28 protein-coding genes and 1 tRNA gene are annotated in these 26,048 nt (G+C 64.2%); 11 read left to right on the top strand and 18 right to left on the bottom strand.

The annotated features are described in order from the left end of the window. The first annotated feature begins 13 nt into the window (after positions 1–13). Positions 14–415 (top strand): DUF4267 domain-containing protein, encoded by a 402-nt coding sequence (locus A9W99_RS16440; RefSeq protein WP_067380065.1) that lies wholly within the window; start codon positions 14–16, stop codon positions 413–415. On the opposite strand, the gene A9W99_RS16435 is transcribed toward A9W99_RS16440, so the two are convergent. Continuing rightward, positions 388–1,869: an NAD(P)/FAD-dependent oxidoreductase gene (locus tag A9W99_RS16435; RefSeq protein ID WP_067380063.1), complete on the bottom strand. Its 1,482-nt coding sequence runs from the start codon at positions 1,867–1,869 to the stop codon at positions 388–390. The two genes, A9W99_RS16440 and A9W99_RS16435, sit on opposite strands and share 28 nt — an antisense overlap. A 54-nt stretch (positions 1,870–1,923) precedes the next feature. Then, positions 1,924–2,499 carry a TetR/AcrR family transcriptional regulator gene (locus tag A9W99_RS16430; RefSeq protein ID WP_067380061.1) on the bottom strand — a complete coding sequence of 192 codons (576 nt, stop codon included), beginning with the start codon at positions 2,497–2,499 and terminating at the stop codon, positions 1,924–1,926. A gap of 91 nt (positions 2,500–2,590) precedes the next feature. On the opposite strand from A9W99_RS16430, the gene A9W99_RS16425 reads away from it, so the two are divergent. After that, entirely contained in the window at positions 2,591–3,436 is an 846-nt protein-coding gene (locus tag A9W99_RS16425; protein ID WP_067380059.1) for an oxidoreductase, read from the top strand. A 78-nt stretch (positions 3,437–3,514) separates the two neighbouring features. Further along, the gene (locus A9W99_RS16420) at positions 3,515–4,345 is read left to right on the top strand and encodes an LLM class F420-dependent oxidoreductase (protein WP_067380056.1); all 831 of its coding nucleotides are present in this window, start codon (positions 3,515–3,517) and stop codon (positions 4,343–4,345) included. A gap of 5 nt (positions 4,346–4,350) precedes the next feature. On the opposite strand, the gene A9W99_RS16415 is transcribed toward A9W99_RS16420, so the two are convergent. The 4 genes from A9W99_RS16415 to A9W99_RS16405 form a co-directional block, all read right to left on the bottom strand. Beyond that, positions 4,351–5,796, bottom strand: coding sequence for a YdiU family protein (locus A9W99_RS16415; RefSeq protein WP_371514968.1), 1,446 nt, complete (start codon positions 5,794–5,796; stop codon positions 4,351–4,353). A 49-nt stretch (positions 5,797–5,845) separates the two neighbouring features. Continuing rightward, complete coding sequence (locus A9W99_RS26630) at positions 5,846–5,995, bottom strand: hypothetical protein (RefSeq protein WP_156623135.1); 150 nt, start codon at positions 5,993–5,995, stop codon at positions 5,846–5,848. A gap of 8 nt (positions 5,996–6,003) precedes the next feature. Next, complete coding sequence (locus A9W99_RS16410) at positions 6,004–6,570, bottom strand: hemerythrin domain-containing protein (protein ID WP_067380050.1); 567 nt, start codon at positions 6,568–6,570, stop codon at positions 6,004–6,006. Positions 6,571–6,793: 223 nt separating this feature from the next. Beyond that, entirely contained in the window at positions 6,794–7,069 is a 276-nt protein-coding gene (locus A9W99_RS16405) for a WGxxGxxG family protein (protein ID WP_067380047.1), read from the bottom strand. Between the two features lie 245 nt (positions 7,070–7,314). Here A9W99_RS16405 and A9W99_RS16400 point away from each other — a divergent pair, with 245 nt between their 5' ends. Both A9W99_RS16400 and A9W99_RS16395 read left to right on the top strand, forming a co-directional pair. Next, a complete protein-coding gene (locus A9W99_RS16400) occupies positions 7,315–8,232 on the top strand; it encodes a CoA ester lyase (protein ID WP_067380044.1) in 918 nt (305 codons plus the stop codon). 13 nt (positions 8,233–8,245) lie between these two features. Next, positions 8,246–8,968, top strand: a complete 723-nt coding sequence (locus A9W99_RS16395; RefSeq protein ID WP_067380041.1) for a DsbA family protein — start codon at positions 8,246–8,248, stop codon at positions 8,966–8,968. Positions 8,969–9,047: 79 nt separating this feature from the next. On the opposite strand, the gene A9W99_RS26625 is transcribed toward A9W99_RS16395, so the two are convergent. Continuing rightward, entirely contained in the window at positions 9,048–9,467 is a 420-nt protein-coding gene (locus tag A9W99_RS26625) for a hypothetical protein (RefSeq protein WP_156623134.1), read from the bottom strand. A gap of 173 nt (positions 9,468–9,640) precedes the next feature. Here A9W99_RS26625 and A9W99_RS16390 point away from each other — a divergent pair, with 173 nt between their 5' ends. Continuing rightward, positions 9,641–9,997, top strand: coding sequence for a DUF488 domain-containing protein (locus tag A9W99_RS16390; RefSeq protein WP_067380851.1), 357 nt, complete (start codon positions 9,641–9,643; stop codon positions 9,995–9,997). Positions 9,998–10,010: 13 nt separating this feature from the next. Here A9W99_RS16390 and A9W99_RS16385 read toward each other — a convergent pair whose 3' ends face one another. From A9W99_RS16385 to crcB (A9W99_RS16375), 3 genes are read right to left on the bottom strand one after another with little or no spacing between them, the layout of a single operon-like run. After that, positions 10,011–11,108, bottom strand: coding sequence for a DUF190 domain-containing protein (locus A9W99_RS16385; RefSeq protein ID WP_082930061.1), 1,098 nt, complete (start codon positions 11,106–11,108; stop codon positions 10,011–10,013). Further along, positions 11,105–11,470, bottom strand: coding sequence for a fluoride efflux transporter CrcB (crcB, locus tag A9W99_RS16380; protein ID WP_067380035.1), 366 nt, complete (start codon positions 11,468–11,470; stop codon positions 11,105–11,107). Before crcB (A9W99_RS16380) ends, A9W99_RS16385 begins: the two co-directional genes overlap by 4 nt. Further along, positions 11,467–11,865 (bottom strand): fluoride efflux transporter CrcB, encoded by a 399-nt coding sequence (gene crcB, locus A9W99_RS16375; RefSeq protein WP_067380847.1) that lies wholly within the window; start codon positions 11,863–11,865, stop codon positions 11,467–11,469. Before crcB (A9W99_RS16375) ends, crcB (A9W99_RS16380) begins: the two co-directional genes overlap by 4 nt. An 82-nt stretch (positions 11,866–11,947) precedes the next feature. Here crcB (A9W99_RS16375) and pgm point away from each other — a divergent pair, with 82 nt between their 5' ends. Both pgm and A9W99_RS16365 read left to right on the top strand, forming a co-directional pair. Continuing rightward, a complete protein-coding gene (gene pgm / locus A9W99_RS16370; protein ID WP_067380844.1) occupies positions 11,948–13,579 on the top strand; it encodes a phosphoglucomutase (alpha-D-glucose-1,6-bisphosphate-dependent) in 1,632 nt (543 codons plus the stop codon). A gap of 156 nt (positions 13,580–13,735) precedes the next feature. Beyond that, positions 13,736–13,808, top strand: a tRNA-Ala gene (locus A9W99_RS16365). A 38-nt stretch (positions 13,809–13,846) separates the two neighbouring features. On the opposite strand, the gene A9W99_RS16360 is transcribed toward A9W99_RS16365, so the two are convergent. From A9W99_RS16360 to A9W99_RS16340, 4 genes are all read right to left on the bottom strand, one after another. Beyond that, entirely contained in the window at positions 13,847–16,495 is a 2,649-nt protein-coding gene (locus A9W99_RS16360; RefSeq protein ID WP_067380032.1) for an NB-ARC domain-containing protein, read from the bottom strand. Positions 16,496–16,569: 74 nt separating this feature from the next. Beyond that, positions 16,570–17,559, bottom strand: coding sequence for a glycoside hydrolase family 6 protein (locus A9W99_RS16355; protein ID WP_067380029.1), 990 nt, complete (start codon positions 17,557–17,559; stop codon positions 16,570–16,572). 288 nt (positions 17,560–17,847) lie between these two features. Then, positions 17,848–18,864: an ABC transporter substrate-binding protein gene (locus tag A9W99_RS16345; protein WP_067380024.1), complete on the bottom strand. Its 1,017-nt coding sequence runs from the start codon at positions 18,862–18,864 to the stop codon at positions 17,848–17,850. A gap of 24 nt (positions 18,865–18,888) precedes the next feature. Then, the gene (locus tag A9W99_RS16340) at positions 18,889–19,731 is read right to left on the bottom strand and encodes a mycofactocin-coupled SDR family oxidoreductase (RefSeq protein WP_067380022.1); all 843 of its coding nucleotides are present in this window, start codon (positions 19,729–19,731) and stop codon (positions 18,889–18,891) included. A gap of 231 nt (positions 19,732–19,962) precedes the next feature. Here A9W99_RS16340 and A9W99_RS16335 point away from each other — a divergent pair, with 231 nt between their 5' ends. After that, positions 19,963–20,307: a hypothetical protein gene (locus tag A9W99_RS16335; protein ID WP_067380020.1), complete on the top strand. Its 345-nt coding sequence runs from the start codon at positions 19,963–19,965 to the stop codon at positions 20,305–20,307. Positions 20,308–20,328: 21 nt separating this feature from the next. Here A9W99_RS16335 and A9W99_RS16330 read toward each other — a convergent pair whose 3' ends face one another. The 3 genes from A9W99_RS16330 to A9W99_RS16320 are packed head-to-tail and all read right to left on the bottom strand — an operon-like array spanning position 20,329 to position 21,348. After that, the gene (locus tag A9W99_RS16330) at positions 20,329–20,649 is read right to left on the bottom strand and encodes a DUF4235 domain-containing protein (protein ID WP_067380018.1); all 321 of its coding nucleotides are present in this window, start codon (positions 20,647–20,649) and stop codon (positions 20,329–20,331) included. After that, the gene (locus A9W99_RS16325) at positions 20,646–20,951 is read right to left on the bottom strand and encodes a DUF3618 domain-containing protein (protein ID WP_067380015.1); all 306 of its coding nucleotides are present in this window, start codon (positions 20,949–20,951) and stop codon (positions 20,646–20,648) included. Before A9W99_RS16325 ends, A9W99_RS16330 begins: the two co-directional genes overlap by 4 nt. Further along, a complete protein-coding gene (locus A9W99_RS16320) occupies positions 20,938–21,348 on the bottom strand; it encodes a phage holin family protein (protein WP_082930038.1) in 411 nt (136 codons plus the stop codon). Before A9W99_RS16320 ends, A9W99_RS16325 begins: the two co-directional genes overlap by 14 nt. Positions 21,349–21,579: 231 nt before the next feature. On the opposite strand from A9W99_RS16320, the gene A9W99_RS16315 reads away from it, so the two are divergent. After that, positions 21,580–22,641, top strand: a complete 1,062-nt coding sequence (locus tag A9W99_RS16315; protein WP_067380010.1) for a YihY/virulence factor BrkB family protein — start codon at positions 21,580–21,582, stop codon at positions 22,639–22,641. An 87-nt stretch (positions 22,642–22,728) separates the two neighbouring features. After that, a complete protein-coding gene (locus tag A9W99_RS16310; RefSeq protein ID WP_067380841.1) occupies positions 22,729–24,549 on the top strand; it encodes an NAD(P)/FAD-dependent oxidoreductase in 1,821 nt (606 codons plus the stop codon). 32 nt (positions 24,550–24,581) lie between these two features. Here A9W99_RS16310 and A9W99_RS16305 read toward each other — a convergent pair whose 3' ends face one another. Then, positions 24,582–25,940, bottom strand: a complete 1,359-nt coding sequence (locus A9W99_RS16305; protein ID WP_067380008.1) for a wax ester/triacylglycerol synthase family O-acyltransferase — start codon at positions 25,938–25,940, stop codon at positions 24,582–24,584. Positions 25,941–26,048 lie beyond the last annotated feature (108 nt).

Genomic DNA, 26,048 nt, shown 5'->3' with positions numbered 1-26,048 from the left:
ATACGCTGCGGCCATGTCGATAGACCGTGCCGCAGTGATAGCGGGCAGCATCCGTCTCGCCTCGGGCGTCCAGTTCCTCGTCGACCCCCTGCGCGCCAACCGGCTCTGGGGCGACCCGGACCAGCCGTCGCCGACGGCGCGACTGCTGCTGCGGTCGATGGGCTACCGCGACGCCTTGATCGGTGGGCTGCTGCTGGCGGCGGGCCTGCGCGGCAAGAACACCCGCGGCTGGTTTCTGGCGTCCGCGGGCGCCGATGCGTCCGATCTGCTTGGCGGGATGAGTGTGCGCGACGAGCTGAAACGTTCTCACCTCATCGGGCTTGGCGGCGCGGTGCTCGGTATCGGCGTCGGGCTCTGGGGAGCAGCGCGACCAACCACGCAGGCCGATCAGGTGGTCGCCAGCCGCGACCAGTAGCGGCGTTCCTGCTCCGTCAGCTCGTTCGATGTGATCGCACCGAACGCGGCGGCGTCGCGCGCGAACCGTTCCGGCGCATCGGGCAGCGCATCCGGGCCCTCCAGCCGAAAACAACTCGGCGCTAAGGGGCCGAACAGTAGAGCGCGGTGCAAATGCGGCCAGTTGTCCAGTTGTGGTTCGACGCCAGCGGCCCGAGCGAACATCACGGCGACCAGGTTCATCCGGGTTTTCTGCGGCGTTCCCCGCTGCGAGCGATACGTCTCTATCGACAACCGCTGGTCGGTTTCGCTGGGCGCCGGGACGGTGCCGCTCCACGTGTATGCGATCCATCTGGCTTGAAGTTCCAGTGGCACAAAATATCCGCCCGATTGGTCCCACATGCCCATGATGGCCAGACCGGGCAGGTCGGGATGGAAGGTGTAGCGGTCGGCGTCCAGGTGGACCGCATCGACATCGAGCATGACCTGGAGTTCGTCGTCCAGGTAGGGCACATGCAGATCGAACCCGGTGCCGAGCACGATTCCGTCGAACTCATCCGTTTGTCCGTCGGCAAAAGTCACTTCTGAGTTTGCAATGCGAGTCATCCACGAGCGCACCGTGATTCGGCGCTCTGCCACCAGGGGAAGGTACCCCTGGTTGAGGGTGACGCCGGCGGTGAAGAACGACGGGTGCGGCGTCGGCGCGCCGTAGTCGTCGGGGCTTCCTCCGGCTTCGACCACCAACTCCTTCAGCTGACGGTCGACCTCTTGCCTCGGCAGCGATTCCTCAGCCAGGACACCGTATCGGGTGAAGATCCGATGATCGGAGGGAACGCTGCCCGCGAATTTGGGTAAGACGTATCGCTGTCGCCGTTGGGTCACCACAACGCGTGCCGCGCCGAGCCGGGCGATTTCTCCGGCGATCTCGAGGGCGCTCACCGCGCAGCCGGCCACCAGAACACGCTTCCCGAGGTACGGCTCGGGCCCTCGGTACTGGTAGGTGGAGGTAACACCCAGTGAGCCGGCGAAGGTATCGAGTCCTGGAACGTTCGGGATGACCGGGGCATGAAACCTACCGGTAGCCAACACAACTCGTCCGAAGCTCTCGTCGGTGCCGGAATGCTCGAGCAGCCATCCGTGCTGGCTTCTCCGGAGGAGCTCCACCCGGGTGCCGAGCCGAATGCGCGGTATAAGGCCGAACGTCGCGGCGTAGCGATGCAAATAGTGGAGGACCTGGCGGTTGGAGGGGTAAGCCAGGTCGCCGTGGTGCTCGAGGTCGCTGAACGCCGTCAGGATGCGGCTGCTGTTGGTGTGCATGGCCGGCCAGACGCCGCTGTGGCCACCCAGCCCGGTCCACTGCCCACCCAGCATCGGGGCCTGCTCGAAGATCGTCGGCTCAAAGCCCTGCGCCAGCAGCCAACGCGCCGCGACCAGCCCGCCGGGCCCGGCTCCGATGACAGCGACGCTTTCCGCCACACAGGAACTGTCCCACGCGAAGCCGACTCCGGTCTTGCCTATCGCCGCTCAGCGCTAGGCAAGCGCTGCGTCGATCAGCGTCTCGGCCGCCGTGCGAGCCTGGTCCCACGCCGACGCATCGTTCAACGACGTGGCTAACGAAGCGGCGCCCTCGTAGAGCACGGCAAGCTGGTTGGCCAATAGTCGCGGGTCGGGGGCGCCCGCCTGCGTGGCCAGCTCGGTGACCGCGTCGATGAATTTGTACTTGTTGGCACGGACGATCTCTTGGACACCCGGCATGGATCCCGCGGTCTCGACCGCCGCGTTGTGGAAGGGGCAGCCACGCAGCAGTTCCTCTCGTCCGGCAGGAGCCTGGAAGAGGGCCACGAGTCGCTCACGTGGCGTTCGGTCGGCGGCCGGCGGCGCGAGCGGATTCGCGACGCGCGGCTCGATGTTGCGCAGGTACGCCTCGACCACGGCCGCCTTGCTCGGAAAGTGTTGGTAGAGCGTGCGTTTGGATACCGATGATTCGGATGCAAGACGTTCCACGCCGGTGGCGTTGATGCCCTCTCGATAGAACAACTCGGCAGCGGCGGCCAGGATGCGCTGGCGCGCGCCACGGCCGCTCCTGCTCTTCGTGCGCTGCGCCATGGCCGAAGTATACCGAACGGTTTACAGCGAGAGTCAAGTCGTGTAGCGTCCTAGGCACAGAGGTACACCGTTCGGTTTACTAGGAGTGGAAATGAATCACCGATCGCCCGTGGTATTGGTTACCGGCGTCTCATCGGGAATCGGCCTAGCCGTGGCGAAGGCGTTCGCGGCGAAGGGTTTTGAGGTCTTCGGCACCAGCCGCAATCCGGGCAGCACCCAACCCGTCCCCGGGGTGGAGTTGGTCCGGCTCGATGTCACCGACGCCGCGTCGGTCACCGCGGCCGTATCGACGGTGGTCCAGCGCGCGGGCCGCATCGACATTCTGGTCAACAACGCCGGTATCGGGGTGATCGGCGCCGCGGAGGAGAGTTCGGTCGCGCAGGCGCAACAGCTCTTCGACACAAACTTCTTCGGGCTGGTGCGGCTGACCCGTGAGGTGCTTCCTTACCTGCGCGCCCAGCGCAGCGGGCGCATCATCAACATCGGTTCGGTGCTGGGAATCTTGCCGGCGCCATACGGCGCGCTGTACGCGGCCACGAAGCACGCGGTCGAGGGGTACTCCGAATCCCTCGACCACGAAACCCGCGAATTCGGCATACGGGTCTCAGTCGTCGAGCCCGCGTACACCAACACGTCTTTCGAGGCCAACGCGACCGAGGCCGATTCGCCGATAGACAGCTACGCGACGACGCGCGAACAGGTTCGGCGGGTCCTCACCGAGGCGGTGCGCGCCGGTGACGATCCCGCGGTGGTCGCACAGGTCGTGCTGAAGGCTGCGACCAGCCGCACGCCGAAGTTGCGGTATCCGGCGGGACCTATGGCCCGCCGGCTGACACTGCTGCGCAGGTTCGCCCCGGCCGCGTTGCTGGACAAGGGAATTCGCAAGGCCAACAAGTTGGCGGTGACGCCGAAACCGAACCTGGTCGCCGCCCGCTGAGCCAACGGCCGGAAATCGTCGCGCCGGCATCGGTACGCTCAGTCTGTGCCGTCGGGCCATCAGCAGGGAGGTGCAAGCATGCGTTTCGGTGTTCTGACGTTTGTCACCGACGAGGGCATCGGTCCGGCCGAGCTGGGCGTGGCGCTGCAGGAGCGCGGATTCGAGTCGCTGTTCGTCGCCGAACACACGCACATCCCGGTCGACAGGAAGACGCCATACCCGAGCGGTGGCCCGATCCCACGCAAGTACTTCCGGCCCTTGGACCCTTTCGTGGCGCTGACGGCGGCCGCGGTGGCCGCCGAGAAGCTGGTGGTGGGCACCGGTATCGCGCTGGTCCCGCAGCGCGATCCGATCGTGACCGCCAAAGAGGTCGCATCGCTGGATCTGGTGTCACAAGGGCGATTTCGCTTCGGTGTCGGGGTGGGCTGGTTGCGGGAAGAGATCGCCAACCACGGTGTCGATCCCGCGGTACGCGGGCGACTGACCGATGAGCGGCTGGACGCGATGGTCGCGATCTGGAGGCAGGAGGAAGCCGAATTCCACGGCGAATTCGTCGATTTCGACCCGATCTACTGCTGGCCGAAACCGGTGACGAAACCGTTCCCGCCACTGTACGTGGGTGGCGGGCCGACCAGCTTCAAGCGCATCGCCCGGCTGGGTGCGGGGTGGATCGCGATAACTCCGTTGCCAGAACTCCTGACGGTCGCGCTCGACGAGTTGCGTGCCGTCGCGGGCGACGACGTACCTGTCACGGTCTGCCAGTGGGGTGAGGACCAGACAGCGAAAACCGTTGCGGGATATCAAGATCTAGGCGTGGAGCGCGTCCTGTTGGACTTGCCGACCGAGCCTCGAGACCAGACGCTGCGGCGTCTGGATGAACTTGCCGCCGACCTCGCTCAGCTGAGGTAGACCCGTCAAGTGCCGCAGAAGGTCCGGTACGCGCCGAAGTCCTCCGGCGCAGAACTGGCGTAGCGCTCGAGGCCTCTTCGCTTCTCGAACGGAGAGGTGATCGCGTCGAGCAGTCGCTGGAGCGGATCGAGATCGCCGGCCGTCGCCGCCGTCAGCGCCTCCTCGACCAGATGGTTGCGCGGAATGTAGATCGGGTTGGTGCGATCCATCAGTTCGGCATCAGGATGCAGCACCCGCCAGCGTGACATCCAGTTGTCGAAGCCGGCGAGATTGATGAACATTCCACGCGCGGCTTCGTCGTCGCCTCGCGCCGCTTGGCCGAGGTGCCGGAAGAACGAGGTGTAGTCGATGTGGCTCTCTCTCAGCAAGCCGAGCAACTCGTCCACCAACGGCGACACCACGCCCGCCGAAACGCCACCGGACAACCCGAGTTTGGCCCGCATACCGGACGACCACGTGGCGTCGTATTGGACGTGGAAAACCCCAAACGCGCTCTCTGCCAAAGCGATAGCCTCGTCGGTGTCTTCGGAGAACAACGGAAGAAGCGTTTCAGCGAACCGGGCGAGGTTCCACTGGGCAATGACCGGTTGGTTCCCGTATGCGTAGCGGCCCCAGTGATCGATTGAACTGAAGACCGTTTCCGGGTCGTAGGCCTCCATGAAGGCGCATGGCCCGTAGTCGATCGTTTCGCCGGAGATCGTCATGTTGTCGGTGTTCATCACGCCATGAACGAACCCGACGAGCATCCACTGGGCCACCAGCGACGCCTGGACGGCAACCACTGCCTGGAATAGCGCAAGGTAAGGGTTCTCGGCCTGGGCCGCGTTGGGATAGTGACGGGCGATCGCATGGTCGGCCAGGCGCCGCAACAGCTCGACGTCGCCGGTCGACGCGGCGTATTGGAAGCTGCCAACCCGCAGATGACTGCTGGCGACGCGGACGAGCACGGCGCCGGGCAGCTCTGTCTCACGCTGTACCGGGCGGCCGGTCGCCACGACGGCCAACGATCGAGTGGTCGCAACACCCAAGGCGTGCATCGCCTCGCTGACGATGTATTCGCGCAGCATCGGTCCCACGGCGGCAAGGCCATCCCCGCCGCGGGCGAACGGCGTGGGTCCGGACCCTTTGAGGTGGATGTCCACCAGCCGCCCGTCGGCGCCGGCGAGCTCGCCCAGCAGCAATGCGCGTCCGTCGCCCAGCCGCGGGACCCAGCCGCCGAATTGATGCCCGGCATAGGCCTGCGCTACCGGAACGGCACCGTTGGGGACCAGGTTGCCCACCAGGAAGCGCAGTCCGTCGGCGCTCCGCAGCCAGGCCGCGTTCAGGCCGAGCTGCGTGGTCAACGCCTCGTTGAGCGCGAGCAGCCGCGGTTCGGGGGTTGTCTCGGCCTGCCAGCGGACGGCTAATGCAGGCAGTTCACGGGCAAAGCGGTCGTGCAGGGTGACTGCGATATCCGAAGTGACGCTCACGTGAACCAGACTACGGGTCGAGCCGCTGGACTCAGCCGTCCTCAGCGGTGTGCAACCCCTCCGGGGGAGGGGTTGAGTACGCGGGGTATGCGGGCGGCGCTACCACGCTGTCGTCGTCGTTCTCGGTTGCCGCCTGGCCGGTCTCTGCTTCGCCGTCGCGCGGCTGTTCCGCATTGGTCATGGGTCCTCCTAGCCGATGGCCTGTTTGATCAGGTCACGGGCGCGGTCGAGCATTGACGCGAACGGTCCGACGGCGAAATTCAACTTCGCCGATTCCACACCGGGATGCGGGCGGGTCGGCGAGATGGCCTCGGCCGCTCGCACGGCCGTTCCCATCCGTTTGAGCTCATCGCTGTCGAGTGTTCGCTCTAGATAAGGGAATTCGTCGCGTTCCTCATGCTCGGCGTGCTCGAGCACCGCCTCGCGCAGCTTGCGGAGCTCGTCGATGAATTCCTGTGACGTGATGTCGATCTTCTCGATTTTCGACAGCTGCTCCTTCGCTTCGTGCTCCTCTTCGAGTCGAGCGTCCACAATCCCGTCGCCGTTATCCACCTCGCGGCGCACCCGCGGATGCACAACCATTTCCTCGGCCGTCTCGTGCACAGCCAGCAATTGGCGCAACTCGATGAAAGGCTTCTCCCGTGCTTCGGGATCGGATGCATGCAACACCTCGTCGAACATGTCCTCGATGAGATTGTGCTGCGCTTTGAGAAACGCGACCACTTCGTCGGGCGATTCGATGATCATCTCGGCCACGGCGGTACCTCCGGTGATTTGGGATGCGGGCTGGGCTGTGCGCCGCTTGCGCCATAAATACCCGGCAAACCAACAGCTAAACGCGCAGAGACGTGATCCCGCGTCGCAGCATCTGGAACCGACGCTGCCCGTTGCTGTTTGAGTTGCACGACGCACGGCACGCCGAAGTCCCCGTCAGAGCGAGGACGCCCTGACGGGGACCGCCTGGAGCAGGCGTGTGCGGCTAGACGCCGCGCCCGGGATTTGCGGCTGGGGTAACGCCGGTGTGGAGATCAGTGTCCTTGCGACGTTTCAGACCGGCGAGTCCGCCCAAGCCCAGGAGCCCAAGCAGGCCCCACAGGCCGGTCTTATCGCTGTGTTGATCGTTGTTGTTGTTGTCCGCCAACGTCGTTGTGGTTGACGAGGGCGCGGGCGCACTCTCGACGGTGGCGTTGGCAACGCCTGCCGCACCGAAAACCAGCGCCCCGGTGGTGGAAATGGCCGCAATGAACTTACGCATGGTTACTCCTTCAAAAATTTGATCAAATGAGTCGTTGATCCAGATTGGGGACCAGGGTCCTCGAGTCCCTATCGGACGCGAAAGGCTCCCGCGTCACAAGCGATGGGCTACCCGCCACGCGAAGAATGAAACGGTACGGCTCAGATCCATCCGGCCCTTACCTCGTCACGCAGTAGCGATGCGGCTACGGTTTATCGAACACGAACCCGACATCGACGGAACAAAGAAGGACAGCGGCTCAGTCAATGTATGAACACGTCAACAGCCAAGCGGTGGATCCCACGAGCGTTGGTTCACGAATCGATCCGGTACTGGCCCGGAGTTGGTTGCTCGTCAACGGCGCGCACGCCGACCGGTTCGAGCCGGCGACGCAATCTACTGCCGACATCGTCGTCCTGGATATCGAGGATGCGGTGGCACCCAAAGACAAGGTCGCGGCGCGCAGGAATGTAGTGCAGTGGCTCGGCGCCGGGAAGACAGACTGGGTTCGCATCAACGGCTTCGGCACCTCATGGTGGGCGGACGATCTCGCCGCACTGGCCGGCAGCTCGGTCGGCGGGGTGATGCTCGCGATGGTCGAGTCGGTGGACCATGTCACCGAGACCGCCTTGCGGTTGCCCAACGTGCCGATCGTGGCGCTGGTGGAAACGGCCAGAGGTCTGGAGCGCATCACCGAAATCGCGGCGGCCAAAGGCACCTTTCGCCTGGCTTTCGGCATCGGCGATTTCCGCCGTGACACCGGGTTCGGAGAAGAGCCGGCCACGCTGGCTTACGCGCGATCCCGGTTCACCATCGCCGCCAAAGCGGCCAACCTGCCCAGTGCGATCGATGGACCGACCATCGGTTCCAACGCATTGAAGCTCATCGAAGCCACGGCTGTCTCCACGGAATTCGGGATGACCGGCAAGATTTGCCTCACCCCCGACCAGTGCTCGGTGGTAAACGAGGGATTGTCGCCTTCGCAAGACGAAATCTCTTGGGCGAAAGAGTTTTTCGCCGAGTTCGAACGGGACGGACGAGAGATTCGCAACGGCTCTGACCTACCGCGCATCGCTCGTGCCACCAAGATTCTCAACCTGGCCCGCGCCTACGGCATCGAAGTGTCGGAGTTCGACGACGAAAGGGTTCACAGCCCCGCCCCGACGGACACTTACCACTACTGAGTCAGGAGGCTTGATGAACACTTCGACGGATTCTGACTTGGCAGTCGACTTCCACTTCGACCCGATGTGTCCGTTCGCTTATCAGACGTCGTTGTGGATCCGCGATGTCCGCGAGCAACTAGGCATCACCGTCAACTGGCGGTTCTTCAGCCTCGAGGAGATCAACCGCGTCGATGGCAAGAAGCATCCTTGGGAGAGAGCGTGGTCGTACGGCTGGTCCTTGATGCGCATCGGGGCGCTGCTGCGCCGGACCGACATGTCGCTGCTGGACAAGTGGTATGCCGCAATCGGACATGAACTGCACACGCTGGGCGGCAAACCGCACGACCCCATGGTGGCGCGGCGGTTGCTGAGCGACCTCGGCATCGACGAGGCGATCGTCGATGCGGCGCTTGGCGATCCCACCACCCACGACGAGATTCGCGCGGAGCACCAGCGCGTCGTCGACGCGGGTGGCTACGGTGTCCCGACGCTGTTCATGTCGGGACAATGCCTGTTCGGTCCGGTGCTGGTCGACCCGCCAACCGGTCCGGCCGCCCTGACCCTGTGGAACGTCGTCACCGGCATGGCCGAGCTGCCGCACGTCTACGAACTTCAGCGACCGAAATCGCAGGCCGATGCTGAGCTGATCGGGAAGCATTTGCGTCCTTACCTCGACGGGCGCGACTGGGTCAGCATCAACCGCGGTGAGATCGTCGACGTCGAAAACCTCACCAGCGGCTGGAGTTCTGGCTAAAGCGTGTCGGTCGATTGCGGTGCCGATTCGGACTTCGAAATCGCTGACCGCGATCGCGTGTCCTGGACCCGTGCGTGCCTCAGGGCGTGGCAGCGATTTTTAGCAGGCTGATCGTCTGGTCAGCTTCCACCGACGGGAGCCCACATGCGGGTCCGACGCTAACACCGTGGATCGTCCCATTCAGCGTGATCGCGTCCAAAGAATACGACTCGTTCGCTGGCAGCGCCGTTCCGTCCCCGCACTTTATGCCTCTCGGATTCCTGCTGTTCCAGACCCACTTGCCATTCTGCAAATGTGCATCCTGATTGATGAACCCGGTTGATGAGACGATATGGACGCACCCCGAACCGCATGGAGTCACCGACCATGTTGAGACGGTGTGGTCAGATGAGGCGACGTCGTATTTGCCCTCGAAAAAATTTGCCTGCGCCGGGGCTGCGAGAACGATCGAAATGCCGACAAACATTACCGTGTTTACGCTGAGCGGTCTGATCCTCATTTCGCCACCTTCCTGAGGCCTTTAGAGGTTAGCGTCCAGCGCCCCGGCTGTGGGTATTTTTGCGATGGTTCGCCGCGGGGCGCCGAGCCTAAACGCCCGCGAAGCGTCAGGCTCGACCGCATGCGAAGCCGAACATGTGTTCAGGCATCCCGCTGAGTGACTATCGTTATCCTGTGACAGCCAAGCGTCGGATCCGAATAGCCCGGATCTACCAGGATGTCGATCCCGACGACGGTCAGCGCGTACTCGTCGACCGCATTTGGCCGCGTGGCATACGCAAAGACGATCCGAGGGTGGGTATCTGGCTCAAAGACGTCGCGCCGTCGAAAGAGCTTCGCGAGTGGTACGACCATCGACCCGAACGGTTCGACGAGTTCGCCTCACGCTACGAAGCCGAGCTGACCGACAATCCCGCTTTGGACGAACTGCGAAAGCTGACCAAGCGCGGCGTCGTCACCTTGGTCACCGCCGTCCGCGCCCTGGACGGCAGCCACGCGGCCGTCCTGGCAAAGGTCCTGAAAGGCCGCTGATGGACTCGCCCTACTAGTAGTCGTACTGGGCCAGCGCGGTATCGCCGGAGTGCCGTGTTCCGTCGAGTGAAACCGCGGCCGGAACCATCTCGCTGGTCACCAGGCCGTGACGGGTCGTGAGCCTGTCGACGACGTCGAAACTGCGCGCGATGTTCTCCGGAGTGTCGACGACGATCGTCGTCACCGGCACTGTGCGTGCCAGTTGAAAAAGCGTGTCTCCGTGGGGTTTATGATCTCCGTGAAATCCCCACATGCCGCGCAGCACCGTCGCACCCCGGGCCGTCCCGGATCGCAGCAGTTGCTGGACGATCGCGCGATGGATCGGCAGACCGTCGTGCCGGGTGGCTTCGGTGGTGTATACCATCAGCTTCTGCCACAGCGTGCGTCCCTGGTCATCTGTCGGCGGCAATTCCTGTGGGCGGGCGAAGAGTTCGCCGTCTCGCTTGCACATCCGCACCCGTTCGACCATCAGCAGCGGGTTGGGTGTCAGTGCGGTGAGTTCGGTTGCAGCGGAAGCGACTTGAGTAGTTGACCCGACGCCGATGATCATCAGCGGAACATTGACGTTGCGGCCGAAGAAGCGGGCCCGGCAACGCTCGCCGTGCGCGGTGCCGTCGACGCCGAGAAGCGCTATGGCCCCGGCGAATCCGTGGCGATGCAGCAGGGCGGATGTTGCGTGGTACGCCGGTTTACCGTCGATCCGCTCCTGGCGGCCCACATACACGGTGAGTTTGGCCCCGTCACCGCCCTGGCCGTCGTTGTAGCCGTCGAAACCATGCGCATCCAACCGAGTGACCAGCCGCGCGCGTTCCACCGTCACCAGGCCATTGCCGGTCAGGGCGGTCACGTCGCCGACCAAAGAGCGGATTTTCGACTCGACGTCGACGGCCGCGACGACCACCGCCGGATCTTCGGACAGGCTCAGTGACACATCGGTGCGCAGTTCGTGCTTCGCGCCGAAACTCGCTATGCCACGCAGCATTACGCTGGTCGCGACCTCGCTGGCGCCGAATAGGTCCAACATCGCGTCGGCCAGGAACACGCGCCCTTTGCCAGCCGCTCGTTGCCGCTCGCCGAAGTATGTCGTCAACTTCAAACACGGCTGGTTCACAGCTGCTCCGCCACCCATTGTCCGAGTAGCGCCGCGCCCAGCCCGAGGACGATGCTGACGACGATATTGGCGAGCGCCGGCCGCACCTGGCGTTCCTCGGCAAGCCGCTGGGTTTCCAGCATCCAGGTGGAAAAGGTGGTGTATGCGCCGACGAATGCGGTGCCTGCCAGCAGGGCGGCATCTTTACCGAGTGCCAGGCTGCCCAGGAATCCCAGCAGCGCAGCGCCGCTGATGTTCACGGTGAGCGTGCCGAATGGAAAGGTCCGGGCCGTTCGGCGCGCGACGGCGCGGTCCACCAGGAAACGTGCTACCGACCCGAAGCCGCCGATGGCCATCACACCGGTCCAGACCAAGGCCGTCATGAGCGGATCCGCACCCGGCGGGTCAACGCCGTGGCCAGATGCACGGCAAGGAATCCCACCACGATGCTGACGATCGTGTAGCTCGCGGCCAGGATCCAGTGGTGGTGTTCGATCATCCTCAGCGTCTCGACCTGCATGGTGGAAAAGGTGGTCAGTCCACCGCAGAGTCCGGTGCCGAGCAGCGGACGTCGATAGCTCGACAACGGCAACCGCTCCAGCAGTCGGGTTGTGAAATAGCCGACCAGGACGGCGCCGACGATGTTGACGGTGAACGTCGGCCAGGGCCAGTGCGCCGGGTCTGGGACCGCCAGTGTGGCGAGTGCCGCCCGGGCCAGCGCACCTAACGCTCCGCCGGCGAATATCGCGGACAGCTCCCGATAGTCGTGGCTTGCCACAGATCGAATCCCTTCGATGTGCCGGTGGTGCGCTTCGCAGCGTAGCGGCACGCACGATTGGCGCACGGGCAGAATGGGTGTCATGGTGGCCAACCCGCGTGCCGGTCAGCCGGCTCAGCCCGAGGACCTCGTCGATCTGCCCCATCTGGTGACTGCGTACTACGCGATCGAGCCCGATCCCGATAACGCCGCCCAGCAGGTTGCTTTTGGCACGTCGGGCCATCGGGGCTCGGCGCTGAACGGCGCGTTCAACGAGGCGCACATCCTGGCCATCACCCAGGCCATCGTCGAGCATCGTGCTGCGCACGGCATTACCGGGCCGCTGTTCATTGGCCGTGACACACACGGTCTTTCGGAACCGGCATGGGTGTCGGCGCTCGAGGTGCTCGTCGCCAACGACGTCGCGGTCATGATCGACTCGAGAGACCGCTACACCCCTACGCCGGCGATCAGCCATGCCATCCTCACCCACAACCGCGGCCGCACCGAAGCGCTGGCCGACGGGATCGTCGTGACGCCGTCGCACAATCCTCCTGGGGACGGAGGTTTCAAGTACAACCCACCCAACGGCGGTCCCGCCGACACCGACGTGACGGATGCAATCGCCAAGCGCGCCAACGACATTCTTCGTACCGGCTCGGCGGTGAAGCGCGTGCCGATTGCTCGCGCGCGGCAGGCCGCTCGTCGTCACGACTACCTCGCAAACTATGTCGACGACTTGCCCAGCGTGGTGGATGTCGACGCGATCCGGAAAGCCAGCGTTCGCATCGGCGCGGATCCGCTGGGCGGAGCCAGCGTCGACTACTGGGGCGAGATCGCGCAGCGGCACGATCTGGATCTGACCGTTGTCAATCCATTGGTGGATGCGACGTGGCGGTTCATGACGCTCGACACCGACGGCAAGATCCGGATGGACTGCAGCTCGCCCGACGCGATGGCCTCTCTGATTGCTAACCGAGAGCACTATCAAATCGCCACCGGCAACGACGCCGACGCCGACCGCCACGGCATCGTCACGCCCGACGGCGGCCTATTGAATCCGAACCACTATCTAGCGGTGGCGATCGACTATCTGTATACGCATCGGCCGTCCTGGCCGGCGGGCATTGCGGTGGGCAAGACAGTGGTCAGTTCGTCGATCATCGACCGGGTGGTGGGCGGCCTCGATCGCCAGCTGATCGAGGTACCGGTCGGGTTCAAGTGGTTCGTCGACGGCCTGATTGGCGGCACCATCGGCTTCGGGGGCGAAGAGTCGGCGGGGGCGTCGTTTCTGCGGCGCGACGGCTCGGTGTGGACCACCGACAAGGACGGCATCATCATGGCGCTGTTGGCCGCCGAAATCCTGGCAGTGACCGGCGAGACGCCGTCGCAGCGGTACCAGGCGTTGGCCGGGGCGTACGGCACGCCGTCATACGCGCGGGTCAATGCGCCCGCGGACCGAGAGCAAAAGGCGCGGCTGGCCGCATTGTCGGCCGATCAGGTGAGCGCCACCGAGCTGGCGGGCGAGCCGATTTTGGCGAAGTTGACCTCCGCGCCCGGCAACGGTGCGCCGCTGGGCGGGCTCAAAGTGACCACGGCCAATGCGTGGTTTGCCGCCCGGCCGTCGGGGACCGAGGACGTCTACAAGATCTACGCCGAGTCGTTCAACGGGCCGGAGCATCTCGCCGACGTGCAGAAGTCTGCTCAGCAAGTGGTCGACCAGGTCATCGGGTAGGGCCTGGCTGGTTCGTCACACCAGTCACATCAGTCCCTGCGGCGGCGGGCTTATCCGGTCTCGGAATCTGCTATCGCACGTGATAGCAGGGTGTCGTTCACCAGCGACTTTGAACGCTTCCTGACAGTAGTGTAGCTTCGATGGGCACAACTTCTCGGGGCTATGGCGCAGCTGGTAGCGCACCACACTGGCAGTGTGGGGGTCAGGGGTTCGAGTCCCCTTAGCTCCACCCTTTAGCTCAATGACCCGACAGCTTGGTGTCTTTACTCATTTCGAGACCGCTTCCAGCTGCGCGTGTGCTTGGTCGATTTGATCGTAGGCGTAGGCGACGATGGCGGCGGTAATCATTGCTTTGCCATTACGGGCGAACGATTCGTAGGCCTGGTCGCCGAGCATCTCGCGAAGATGCGTGATGGTTAGGGCCAATTCGGGGACCGACGCCAGCGATACGGGGTCGCATGCAAAGCCGGCTATCGTCGCGGCGGCCTCGAACCGCCCAAGGCGATCCAGTAACGCACCGAGCGTCGCCAGTGGGCCGACCAAATTCCCGAAATTCCCAGAGTCGTGCCAACTTTGAATAACTAGCCTCAGATGGTCGAGCGCCGCTACGGTAACAACCGGCTGAGAATCGAGTCGAGCTAAAGCTGTCGCGAGAATCGCTTCGATATACCGATTGCCGCTGTCTTGAGCGAGCGCCAACCCCTGCCGGCAGAGCGCGAGGTCACGTTCGGACCCTGCTGAACTCAGACAGTATGCATAGGCGGCGATCGCGAACGTATGCATATACGGGTTATTGCTGGCAACAGTCGCTTCGATCAACCCGTCGGCGGCTGCTCTCGCCTCCGCGAGTAAGCCGGCGAAAGCCAGCGCAAAGACGCGGCAGGTACGAATGCCAACGTGGTTGTCGCCTCGGCGCTCGAGCTGCGTGCGGCACAGCTCCGCCCACCGCTCAGGTTGTCCGATGGCCATATATGCTCCGCCAAGCCCGCCTTCCAAGCCGTACGGCGGCGCATGCGGGCTGTTTGCCAAGACGGTCTGACCGCTGTCGATGTACCCGAGCGCTTGATCGACCCGACCGGTTAACCAGCACAGCGATGCGTCTACATACAGGCTCCCCAGGCGAGGGTGCCCAATCGCGAGCGCAGGTTCGATCAGCTCTTCTGCCCACGAAACCGGCTCAAGGTTCTGGACGCCGAAGAAACCGAGAAGCCAGGCGTACGTCGTGATGGACGCGGCAACGTCGAGGTCACCGCGGTCGGCGGCCCAACGGAACGCGGTGCGTAGATTGGCGAGTTCGGTGGCGAACCAGTCATATGCCTCCCGCTGGCGCGGGCTGTCCCACAGTGCGAGGATGTCGGTCTCGCGGTCCGCGAAATACCGTGCGTGAGCCGAACTCGCCTCGGCCGCGTCTCCACGTTCGACGAGCTTCTCCTCAGCGAACTGGCGGATGGTCTCCAGCATCGAAAACCGGGTCTTACCCGTCGACCGATCCGCGACGAGCAGGGACTTGCGCACCAGCGAGTCGAGCAGATCGAGGATCGTGAACTCGTCGGCATCCTCGAATCCTGATACAGCACAAGCGCTTGGAACGTCGAAGCCACCGGCGAACACCGAACACCGTTCCAGCAGCACCTTTTCCGGTTCTGCCAGGAGGTCATACGACCAGGACACCGCCTGTCGTAGCGTCTGGTGACGTTCGAGCCCGCGTCTCGAGCGGACGAGCAGCTGGAATCGGTGGTCGAGACGGTCGCGCATCTCGGTCGCGGTCATCGACTCCATTCGCGAGGCGGCCAGCTCGATCGCCAGTGGGATGCCATCGAGTCGGCGGCAAATCTCCTCCACCGCTGTGGATTCGGCAGCGGACAATGCCCGCACCGCCCGATCCGCGAACAGCTCGATGGCCGAAACGACTTCCAGTGAGGGAACTCGCCACAACCGCTCGTCGGCGAGACCCAGTCCCTCACGGCTGGTGGACAAGATCTTCACCGTGGCCGACCCCGCCAGGACGAGGTCGATCAGGTCCGCCGCGGCGTCAACAACGTGCTCGCAGTTGTCGAACACCAGTAGGCGGACCCTGCCCTCCAATGCGGCCGCGATCGACTCACTCATCGTCATGCCCGGCTGCTGCGTGATGCCCAGTACCGCGGCCACGGCATCGGGAACCGCGGCGGGATCGGCCACCGAAGCCAGTTCGAAAACCCAGACACCGTCGGGAAATTCGTCAGCCAGGACGGTCGCAACCTCGAGCGCCAATCGCGTCTTACCGACGCCGCCTACTCCCGCCAACGTGACCAGCCGGTGCGATCGCAGCGCCGATGCGACGTCTCCGACTTCGTCGTCGCGACCGATGAGCCTGGTGACCGACGGTCGCAGATTCCCGTGACTGGAATCGATCGTCCGTAACGGCGGGAATTCCGTCCGCAAGCCCGGCCCGGTGAGTTGAAAGATTGCGATCGGGTTCGTTAGGTCCCGCAGCCGGCGCGGTCCGAGATTGACGAGCTCGACGCCGCTGAGCAAACCTGCCGTCGAGTCCGCCACCAGGATCTGACCACCGTGGCCGGCGGCCATCACCCGCGCCGCACGGTTGAGCACCGTGCCGAAATAGTCGCCGTCGCGCAGTTCCGCTTCACCGGTGGCGAGGCCCATCCGCACCGGCAACCCCAGCCCGCGCTGCGCAGCCACCGCCGCATCCACCGCCGACCTGGGCGAGGCGAACGCCGCGCACACCCCGTCACCGGTGTGCTTGAACAAAAAGCCCTGGTGCGCCTCAATCGCTTGACGCAAAACCTGATCGTGGGCGGCCAGCGCGGCTCGCATGGCATCGGCGTCGGCTTCCCACCGACGGGTTGAGCCCTCCACGTCGGTGAACAGAAAGGTCACCACCCCGGTCGGGGCAACCCCGGCGGCCACCCGCAAAGGATGTCACACAAAGTCCTGCTCAGGGCTGCACTTTTGGCGTTGACTCTGCGTCTACGGCTAAGAGTGCGCCTCTACTGGCCCGCCTTGTGCGCGAGCTCGATGGCGAACTGATCTACGAAGGTCCCCGCCGGCGGATCACCTTTGCCGCAGGACCCGTCGGATTCACCTGGACGTTTGACCCACAGGTAGGCGTCGGCGTGCGCGCCCCCGGTAGCCGCGGTAGGCGCAGTGCCCAGTGCCCGACCGCCGGGGTTGCACCAGTTGAGCGCGGAGTCAGGTGCTGGCCCGGCGCCATTGCGCGATGTGTCGATCACGTAGTGCGAGCCGCCCGTGAGCCCCGAAATGGCCTCGCCGTAACCGATTTCATCCTCGGTGGTGAAGAAGTTCGCCGTATTCAGGCTGAAACCCCTCGCATGATCGACGCCGGCGCTCTTGAGCCTGCCGGCCATGTCCTCCGCGCTGTGCCAGCGCAAGTGACCCGCGTCGATGTACACCGCCGCAGCCGGATTGCGCGTCAGCGTGTTGACTGCATAGCGAACCAAGTCAAAGCGTTCTTGGCGCTGATCGGCAGATAGGCAGTCGGCCATGGCCAGCGCATCGGGCTCGACGATGATCGCCACCTTGGAAGCGCCCACCCCGGCTGCGATGCCGTCGATCCACGCCCGGTAGTCGTCGCCCGTCGGCAACCCACCAGCGGCGAAGCTGCCGCAGTCGCGGTGGGGGATTCCATACAGTGCCAGAACCGGGATGGCGCCGGCCGCTTGCGCGTCACCGGTGTATTTCCCGACTGTGCCCGCCGAAGAGCCCGGGACGATCCAGTACGCCTGCGGCGTGTTGGCGATGGCGGTCAACTCGGGACTCGGGGGATTGGCATGCTGCGCGGCGCGCATCGCCGCCGAGGCGGGATTGATGTAGAAGGGCATCCCGGCCAGCGGGTTGGCCTCGTCGACCAAGCGGATCGTCGGGGCGGAACCGACTAGAAAACTCGCGGCGGCAACGGCCGCAACTGTAAGGAGGGGAGCGATCCACCGCGCGATTACACCAGCAGCTGAGAACATCACCCAAGGGAAATTAGTGCTCCAGAACCGTGAGCGCCAATCGCCGGGGTTCCAGTCCCATCGGCGTCACTTTTGTGATGAGCCTGGTCATGGTTTACAGATGAGTCGGGTCATCGATCAGGTATCCGCGGCAATCGGCCGGTTGCGGTTGGTTGCGCGAGTAGCTGCCGTGGGCGTCGATGTTCCATTCTGAGCAGAGCTGACGCTCCAGGCGAGATCGACCAAACTGTCGCAATGATGTTGTTGGAGCCTCGCAGCGGAAGTCCATCGCGACAGAGGTGAATCCGACGGTCACGTCCGACGAAGCGGCCGATCCATCACGACCCGTTGCCCGCCTCGCCACTGAACGACGCGAATCTGATGGCCGGTTTGCGCGCCGGTGACCGGGTCGACACGAAACCGACCGAACAAGGTGGTGGTGTCGAGTTGTCGTGACGCGGCCGCCACCGGTAACGATTCGATAGTTCCGGCCTCCTTCGCACAGCGCTGCCAAAGGACACCCGCGGCGAAGGCCGCAGCAGCCGGATAGGGCGGCTCAGCACCATTCGCGTCCCAGTAACACTGGCGGAACCACTCACTGCTGGGCCCGTCCGCAGGATCATCTGTCCCATCGTCGAACCACTGGCACGGCCCGTAAAGCCCCTCAACGCGATCGCCGATGGCCTGCCGGAGCTCGTCGACTCCAGCCGCGACCAATCCAACTGCACACCAACGATATTCACCGCTCCATTGCGCAATGGCGACGTCGTCTTCGAAGGAACCGGCCGATAACAGCACATCGGCCGCCGGGATCTGCGTCAGCACGTCTCTGGCCCCGCCCGGCCGAAAACTGACCGACCGCCGGACAAGACCGAGTCGCCGGGCCGCCACCGACGCCCCTGCGGCCACCTCTCGGCCGAACCCCGTGTCGACATGCACTATTACCACCTCGGACCCCTCCCTAAGACCGTCGGCGGCAAGGGTCTCGAGCACCACGGCGAGATAGCCGTAAGCGGGAGACGCCACATTGATGACACGCGGATACGCGGGCCGCGCCAGTCGGGAGGTGGCGCCACCATGGTTCCAGACAACCCCGTTGCTGGCGGCCACAGCCGCGACCGCCAACCCCGAACCGTAGGGCCCGAACACCACGTCCGGTCGGCTAGCCTCAGCGGCCCGCATCGCGGCCGCGGCGGACGGGTAAGCGTCGATGACCCGCAGACTGACTGCGGAATGCTCGGCCCAGAGAGCAAGGGCGCTCGCCCCTGCGTTGCCGAATCTGGCAAATGGCCCCGACAACGGGGTAACCAGGACGGCTCGAGCTGCCATACCCACGACTTAAGCAGTAGCTCGCTATTTGAGGCAGCAGCCCGCATCGATCGGCAGGGTGACACCGGTGATGAAGCGGGATTCGTCGGATGCGAGGAACAGCACTGCATTGCTGATGTCTTCAGGCTCCACCCAGGGAATCGGCAGCGTGTGGAACGTCTGGAAAAACGGCGCCGCGTCGTCGGGGCCGGGATTCTCCAGGTCGGGCCGGATCATTCTGAAGGCTCCCTCGTTCATCACCATCGGGGTGTTCACGTGTGTGGGGTGCACCGAGTTGACCCGAATCATGTGCTGACCCAGTTCGACCGCGAAAGTCCGCATGAGACCCACGACACCGTGTTTGGCGGCCACGTAATGACCGAGATGCGGAAAGATATTGGCTTTCAACCCGCTGATCGAGCTCGTCAGCACGATCGAGCCGCCGCGGCCGCCCGCCAATATATGGGGCACACCGGCTTTCACGGTCTTCCACACGCCCGACAGGTTCACATCGATCATGTCCTGCCAGTCTCGTTCGCTGGTTTTGTCCAGCGTGTCGCCGGCGTGGCTGATGCCTGCATTGGCCACGATGACGTCCAGCCGGCCCAGTCGCAACACCGCGCCGTCCACTGCGGCTTTGAGGGCCTGGTAGTCGCGCACGTCGATTTCGGCGGTGACAATGCGGCGGTTGTGGCCTTTGACCATATCCGCGGTGTGGGCCAGATCCTCCGGCGTAGACGGCGGCGTCAAGAAACCTGCGATCGGCTTGCAGATGTCGACGGCAATGATGTCGGCGCCCTCTTGCGCCAGCCGCACCGCGTGACTGCGGCCCTGACCGCGCGCCGCGCCGGTGATGAACGCGACTTTGCCTTCTACTCGCCCGGTCATAATCACCTCAATTCTCTGTTCATGAATTTATCGCTGACATCACCGTCTATGTTCTCGGCAATGACGGCACCCTGTGGTGGACGCGGGACCCCTTTGGGCAGGTGGACTCCAAACGGCAGATCACCAAGCCGAATCGCCTCTGGGTCGACATCAACGTCGGCGGTTGCTCCGCGGTTAATTCCGATGAGATCTGCGTGCTCGATAGGGACGGGAACCCCTAGGGTTCATTTCATGGGTCGCGAGTTTGTCGACATCCGGATAACCGACCCCCGGGAATTTATCGAGCCGACGCCGGAGGCCCTCCGCCCACGGCTGCTGGACTGGCAGGTTGACGCAAAAGGCCGGCACATCGCCTGGCGTTACCGAATAACCCGTTATGAGCAAGACGGTCAACCGAGGTGGTGGTTGGACGGGACCGGCCAGCACCCGTGGACCAGCGATGACGTGGAGTATCTGAAAGATGTGGCCGAGCACCACGCCGGTCGACTGTTGCGTAGACAGCGATGGCAGCCCAAGAGCATGTACAACGGCCAAGATCCGCCGCTGTGGTTAGGTGGCCCGGGGTGGCCCTTATAGGTGACCGCTCCGGCACCATCGTCACTCACCCGGCCATTCACCCGTCCATTTCTCGAATAGCCGCGCCCCTTGACGGTCGATCGCCGTCTTTACCACGGAATAAATGGCCCCTTCCAGCGCTGCCGCAAACAGGATTTGCTTCAGCGGGTACTCCGTCTGCAAAGCCCTCGGCGGTTCTGACGGCTCACCGGATGCCGCGCGACGCCAGACCTGTTTGAAGATAATGCCCGCGAGCAGGCCGCCCAGCGCGGAAATCGTTAGACCGATGGGGCGGTAGAGCATCTTTGCGGTTTTGTTCGGTCGCTGGTGAGCAATCGCGGCCTCCTTGCTCGTCCTGGTCATCGGTGGCGGATCCAGATGACGACTCCGACTGCCAGGGCCGCGACAATCACTCCGACCGGCACGGCTGGTCGGAGGGATCCCTGGTTGTTTCGTGCCGCCCCGGCCACTTTCGAGGCGGTGCCTGCGAGGCGGTCCTTGGTGTGAGCGGCCGCTTGTTTCGCGCGGGACTTCACGTCCAACTTGGCAGAGAGTGCCGTCACGGTCTCGCCGAGTTGCTCGCGAGTCTTCTCGATATCGGCCTGGAGGTCGTCGGCGCTCGCCTCGGGTCCGGGTTCTGGGCGGGATGGGTCAACTCCGGTCATGGCGCGCGTCCTTCACTTCCCGAATGTCTTCTTGCACGTTTGCGACGGCTGTCTGAAGAACCGGGGACGCTTGCCGCGCCTGCTTTCGGCCGACCAGCCCCGCCGCCGCGGCCACCGACAACAGCACTACTGCCACGATGAGGGCCGCCGCCCACACCGGTAGCACCAGCGCCAAAGCTGCTACGGCGGCAGCGATCAGGGTCCCCAGACCGAACACGGCAATCAACCCCGCGGCGCTGAATAAGCCCGCTCCGATACCGGCATGTTTGGCTGACTCCTGAAACTCTTTCTGCGCAAGCCTCATTTCATCGTGGATCAGTCGCGAGGTCTGCGCCGCCAGCTGCGTCATCAATTCACCGACCGATGCTTCTGCGGCCGGTCCAGATCCAACGCTCATCACCTATCACCTCCCGCGTGACCGCTGCCCGTGCGCTCCGCTCGGCGCGGTGCCACTGCTGGGTCCTTCCTAGGCCGCCGAAGAAGCGCTCTGGCTTGATCGGGTGCCCGGTGTGCCACCAGCCAAACGGGATGCCCGCAGCTTTGATCGAAAGGGCATGAATTCCGTTGTGGAGCACCATAATGTTGGTGCTGCCGTTTTCTGCTCAACGCGGGTGGGTATTTGCTTGACATGTCTGCGGGTGGCCGGTCCGATTCCCATCGGGGCCTTTCGGCCACCGAGCCGGACGACCCTGCCAAGCCGGCCTCACCCAGCGATCTCACCAAGCCCTCGATCATGTATGTGGCCAGGCGCACCGTACGGCAGTTCGCCGCCGATCAATGCACGGACATGGCTGCGGCATTGACTTACTACGCCGTGTTGTCGCTGTTCCCAGCCCTAATGGTGATGGTGTCGTTTCTAGGAGTGTTCGGCCAGGGCAAGCGCACCACCGACGCGGTGCTGCAGATCGTCGGCAAACTCGGACCAGCATCTGCGGTGGACGCACTGCGGGGACCGGTGCAGCAGCTGGTCAACTCACCTTCGGCCGGTTTCGCACTGGTTGCCGGAATCATGGTCGGGTTGTGGTCGGCCGCCGGATACATCGGCGGGTTCGGCCGGGCGATGAACCGCATCTACGGGATCCCAGAGGGACGCCCGATTTGGAAGTTGCGGCCGCTGCAGCTCGTGCTGACCGTCGCTGGCGTCATGATCGCGGCCGCGGGAGCATTGCTGCTGGCGGTCAGCGGACCACTGGCCAAGGCTGTCGGCGATGCCGTCGGCATCGGCAAGATCGGCCTGACCGTGTGGAACGTCGCGCGGTGGCCGGGGCTGCTGATTCTGGTAACTCTGGCGGTAGCAATCCTTTACTACGCGACCCCCAACGTGCGACAGCCGAGGTTTCGCTGGATCAGCGTGGGCGCTGCAGTAGCAATCGTCACATGGATCACGGCTTCAATACTGTTTGGCGTCTACGTCGCGAACTTCGGCAGTTACAACAAGACGTACGGCACATTGGCCGGCGTCATCGTGTTCCTGCTGTGGCTATGGATCACCAACCTGGCCCTCCTCTTTGGCGCCGAGCTTGACGCCGAGCTTGAGCGTGGCCGCGAGCTGCAGGCCGGGATGCCCGCAGAAAAAGATCTGCAGCTGCCGCCCCGCGACACCAGGGCCTCCGAGAAAAGCGAGAGGAAACGAAAGCTAGACGTCCTCAGCGCGGCCAGGCTACGGCGTACACACGGCCGCGAAGACTAACCGCCGGTCCAACCCGATTCCATTCATCCCGCCAGGCAAACGAACTTGAAGGAATCACCTACGCGAGCGGCGAGTAGCGTGCTGCAGATGACCCGGCAGTTGGATGCGGCGGCGATCGCGCAATCACCGGAGGCCCGCGTTCAGGCCTGGCTGGACGAATTCGAATCGGCCCTGGCGGCGCGCGACATCGACCGCGTCGTGGGGAAGTTCGTCCCGGACAGCATCTGGCGTGATCTGGTGACATTCACCTGGAACATCAAGACGGTCGAGGGTCGCGACGGCATCGCCGACATGTTGCGTGCGCGTCTCGACGAGACCGACCCGACGGGTTTCCGCATCACGGAGACGCCAACCGACGACGGCGATGGTGTGACATCGGCGTTCATCGAATTCGAGACCGCGGTCGGGGGAGGTGTCGGCCACCTGCGGCTCAAGGGCGATCACGGGTGGACGCTGCTGACCGCGCTCGACGAGCTCAAGGGCCACGAGGAGCCCGTGGGGTCGCGCCGGTTGCTCGGTGCCGTGCACGGGCCCGATCCGGACGGCCGGTCGTGGGCGGAGATGCGTGCGGAACAGGAAGCGTCGCTGGGCTATTCGCAGCAGCCTTACGTGGTGATTGTCGGTGGGGGCCAAGGCGGCATCGCGTTGGGTGCGCGGCTGCGCCAGCTTGGGGTCCCCGCCCTCGTCGTCGACAAGCACGCCCGCCCGGGCGACCATTGGCGGAAACGGTACAAGACACTGTGCCTTCATGATCCGGTGTGGTACGACCACTTTCCGTATCTGCCGTTCCCGCCGAACTGGCCGGTCTTTTCGCCGAAGGACAAAATCGCTGACTGGCTCGAGTTCTACACCCGGGTGATGGAGATCCCGTACTGGACCTCGACAACGTGCCTGTCGGCGTCTTTCGGCGACCAGGCAAAGCAGTGGACGGTCGAGCTTGACCGCGACGGCGAACGGAACACGCTGCGGCCCACCCACTTGGTGCTGGCGACAGGAATGGCCGGTAAGCCAAACGTGCCAAAGCTTCCCGGCCAGAACGTCTTCCGAGGAGACCAGCATCATTCGAGCCAGCACCCGGGCCCGGACCGATATGCGGGCAAGCGCGCGGTGGTGATCGGCTCCGGCACCTCAGCGCACGACATCTGTAAAGCCCTGTACGAGAACGGTGCTGACGTCGCCATGGTGCAGCGCGCGTCCACCCTGGTCGTCACGTCCGAGACAGTCCTCGAAATCGGGCTCGGCGGCCTTTACTCGGAACAAGCGGCGGCCGCCGGTATCACGACCGAGAAGGCCGACCTGACCGTCGCATCATTGCCGTACCGAATCATCGCGGACTTCCAGAGACCGATATCGGACGCAATGCGGTTGCGGGACAAGGATTTATACGATCGCCTGGAGCAGGCCGGCTTCCGCCTGGACTTCGGCGACGACGATTCCGGCCAATTCATGAAGTACCTTCGCCGCGGCGGCGGCTTCTACATCGATGTCGGTGCCTGCGACCTGATTTGCGACGGCAGCATCAAGCTATGCCACGGCGGGGTCGAACGGTTGAGCGAGGAGTCGGTGATTCTGGACGACGGCACGGAACTGCCTGCCGATCTGGTTGTCTACGCCACCGGCTTCAGATCGATGAACAGCTTTGTGGCGGACCTGATCGGGCAGGACGTGGCGGACAGAGTCGGCAAGGTGTGGGGCCTCGGCTCGGGCACGTCGCAAGACCCGGGCCCATGGGAAGGCGAGTTGCGCAATATGTGGAAGCCGACCCAGCAGGAGAACTTGTGGTTGCACGGTGGCAACCTGCACCAGTCACGGCACTACTCGCGCTTTCTCGCCCTGCAACTCAAGGCCCGCTACGAAGGCATCCCCACGCCGGTATACGGGTTGCAGGACGTACACCACCTGAGCTAGACCCAGTCAGAGTCCCTGCGCAGCAACGCCTTTCATACGCCGAGGGCACGTTCCAGATCTTTGAGGGACGACTCCAGGTGCTCCAGCAGCCGCGACAGGTGCGGCACACTGCGGCGGCACGCCAGCAAACCGAAATCGAGGTGGCCGGCCCTGTTGATGAAGGTGATGTTGAGGGCCTGCCCGTTTGTAAGGTGAGACAGCGGATAGCTGCCGTCGAGTCGGGCACCGCCGGAATACATTTGCTCGACAGGTCCCGGCACGTTCGAGATGACGAGGTTGAAGGGCGGCGGTGTCGTGGACACGAAGCCCGGCACATCCCCGAGGCCCAGTGGAACGATGCTCATCGCCGACAAGGCTACAACCTGCGCGCGGGGCAGTTCGGCGAGTACCTTCTTGTTACCCCGCATGGCCGCGGCGATGATCTCAATCCGTTGCGCGGGGTCGTCGATGTCGGTAGCCAGATTGCACAGGATGGCGCCGACCTTGTTGCCGCTGCTGCCGTCGTCTGCCGACGGGCGCAGGCTCACCGGGACCAAGGCGATCAGTGGTGTGTCCGGCAGCGCCTCCTGCTCGAGCAGGTAGTACCGCAACGCGCCGGCACACATAGCCAGCACTGCGTCGTTGAAGCTCACCCCTGCGGCTTTCTTGATCCGCAGCACACGCTCCAGCGACCAAGACTGAGCTGCGAACCGGCGGGCGTCCCCGATCTTGACGTTGAACATGGTGCGCGGTGCCGTGAAGGGCAGGGTCAACTGTTGCTCGACGAGGGCCCCGCGAGCCAGCTTCAACGTTGATGACGGTAGTCCCGCAACAGATCCCGCCAACTTGGTAAGCGAGCCCACTACGGACGAGCGATCTGTCGGTGGGCTCTCGAGTTGCGGGACGGTCCACATCGCTCGCACCTCGGTCTCGGATGGGTCGACCGAGTAGGCGCGCTCCAAGAGCTTCGCTCCCGCGGCGCCGTCGATCAGAGAGTGGTGCACCCTGATGAACACGCCGAAGCGACCATCGTTGAGCCCCTCAATCACATACGCATCCCACAGCGGTCGCCGCCGATCGAGCAGGGTGGAATGCAGCTTGGCGGTCAGCTCGAGCAGGTCACGTACCCGACCCGGCGACGGCAGCGCCACGCGCTGCACGTGGTAGTTGGGGTCGATCTCGTCGTCGTATGTCCATGCCAAAATGTCGAGTCCAGGAACTATCCTGGCGGGACGCTTACGGAAGGTGGGCTGGATTGGTTCGTCGGCAATCAGGGCGCCAGTGAAATTCCGGGCGAACTCCGGACCTGCACCTTCCGGTGGCTTGAACAACGACAAGCCGCCCACGTGCAGGGGGTGCTCACGTGATTCGGCGATCAGATACAGCGAGTCGGTGGGCACCATCAATTCCATCCACCCATTAGACCCCGCCAGCAAATTGGCTGCCCGGGTTTTGGCTCAGCCTGGCCTCGCGGGCTCCGAAGTTGCTCAGAGCCCGTCGCGCCGGATTTTTCTCAGCGA

The organism is Mycobacterium sp. 1164966.3 (assembly GCF_001665395.1).
Classification (GTDB): Bacteria; Actinomycetota; Actinomycetes; order Mycobacteriales; family Mycobacteriaceae; genus Mycobacterium.
Note: the sequence above shows the minus strand (reverse complement) of the source record. Positions and strands in the feature narration are given on the sequence as shown.

Coding starts and splice junctions, on each gene's coding strand:
- A9W99_RS16440 (WP_067380065.1), top strand. CDS start 14: ATGTCGATAGACCGTGCCGCAGTGATAGCGGGCAGCATCCGTCTCGCC.
- A9W99_RS16430 (WP_067380061.1), bottom strand. CDS start 2,499: ATGGCGCAGCGCACGAAGAGCAGGAGCGGCCGTGGCGCGCGCCAGCGC.
- A9W99_RS16425 (WP_067380059.1), top strand. CDS start 2,591: ATGAATCACCGATCGCCCGTGGTATTGGTTACCGGCGTCTCATCGGGA.
- A9W99_RS16420 (WP_067380056.1), top strand. CDS start 3,515: ATGCGTTTCGGTGTTCTGACGTTTGTCACCGACGAGGGCATCGGTCCG.
- A9W99_RS26630 (WP_156623135.1), bottom strand. CDS start 5,995: ATGACCAATGCGGAACAGCCGCGCGACGGCGAAGCAGAGACCGGCCAG.
- A9W99_RS16405 (WP_067380047.1), bottom strand. CDS start 7,069: ATGCGTAAGTTCATTGCGGCCATTTCCACCACCGGGGCGCTGGTTTTC.
- A9W99_RS16400 (WP_067380044.1), top strand. CDS start 7,315: ATGTATGAACACGTCAACAGCCAAGCGGTGGATCCCACGAGCGTTGGT.
- A9W99_RS16395 (WP_067380041.1), top strand. CDS start 8,246: ATGAACACTTCGACGGATTCTGACTTGGCAGTCGACTTCCACTTCGAC.
- A9W99_RS26625 (WP_156623134.1), bottom strand. CDS start 9,467: ATGAGGATCAGACCGCTCAGCGTAAACACGGTAATGTTTGTCGGCATT.
- crcB (WP_067380035.1), bottom strand. CDS start 11,470: ATGACGGCCTTGGTCTGGACCGGTGTGATGGCCATCGGCGGCTTCGGG.
- pgm (WP_067380844.1), top strand. CDS start 11,948: ATGGTGGCCAACCCGCGTGCCGGTCAGCCGGCTCAGCCCGAGGACCTC.
- A9W99_RS16345 (WP_067380024.1), bottom strand. CDS start 18,864: ATGGCAGCTCGAGCCGTCCTGGTTACCCCGTTGTCGGGGCCATTTGCC.
- A9W99_RS16340 (WP_067380022.1), bottom strand. CDS start 19,731: ATGACCGGGCGAGTAGAAGGCAAAGTCGCGTTCATCACCGGCGCGGCG.
- A9W99_RS16335 (WP_067380020.1), top strand. CDS start 19,963: ATGGGTCGCGAGTTTGTCGACATCCGGATAACCGACCCCCGGGAATTT.
- A9W99_RS16330 (WP_067380018.1), bottom strand. CDS start 20,649: ATGACCAGGACGAGCAAGGAGGCCGCGATTGCTCACCAGCGACCGAAC.
- A9W99_RS16325 (WP_067380015.1), bottom strand. CDS start 20,951: ATGACCGGAGTTGACCCATCCCGCCCAGAACCCGGACCCGAGGCGAGC.
- A9W99_RS16320 (WP_082930038.1), bottom strand. CDS start 21,348: ATGAGCGTTGGATCTGGACCGGCCGCAGAAGCATCGGTCGGTGAATTG.
- A9W99_RS16315 (WP_067380010.1), top strand. CDS start 21,580: ATGTCTGCGGGTGGCCGGTCCGATTCCCATCGGGGCCTTTCGGCCACC.
- A9W99_RS16310 (WP_067380841.1), top strand. CDS start 22,729: ATGACCCGGCAGTTGGATGCGGCGGCGATCGCGCAATCACCGGAGGCC.
- A9W99_RS16305 (WP_067380008.1), bottom strand. CDS start 25,940: ATGGAATTGATGGTGCCCACCGACTCGCTGTATCTGATCGCCGAATCA.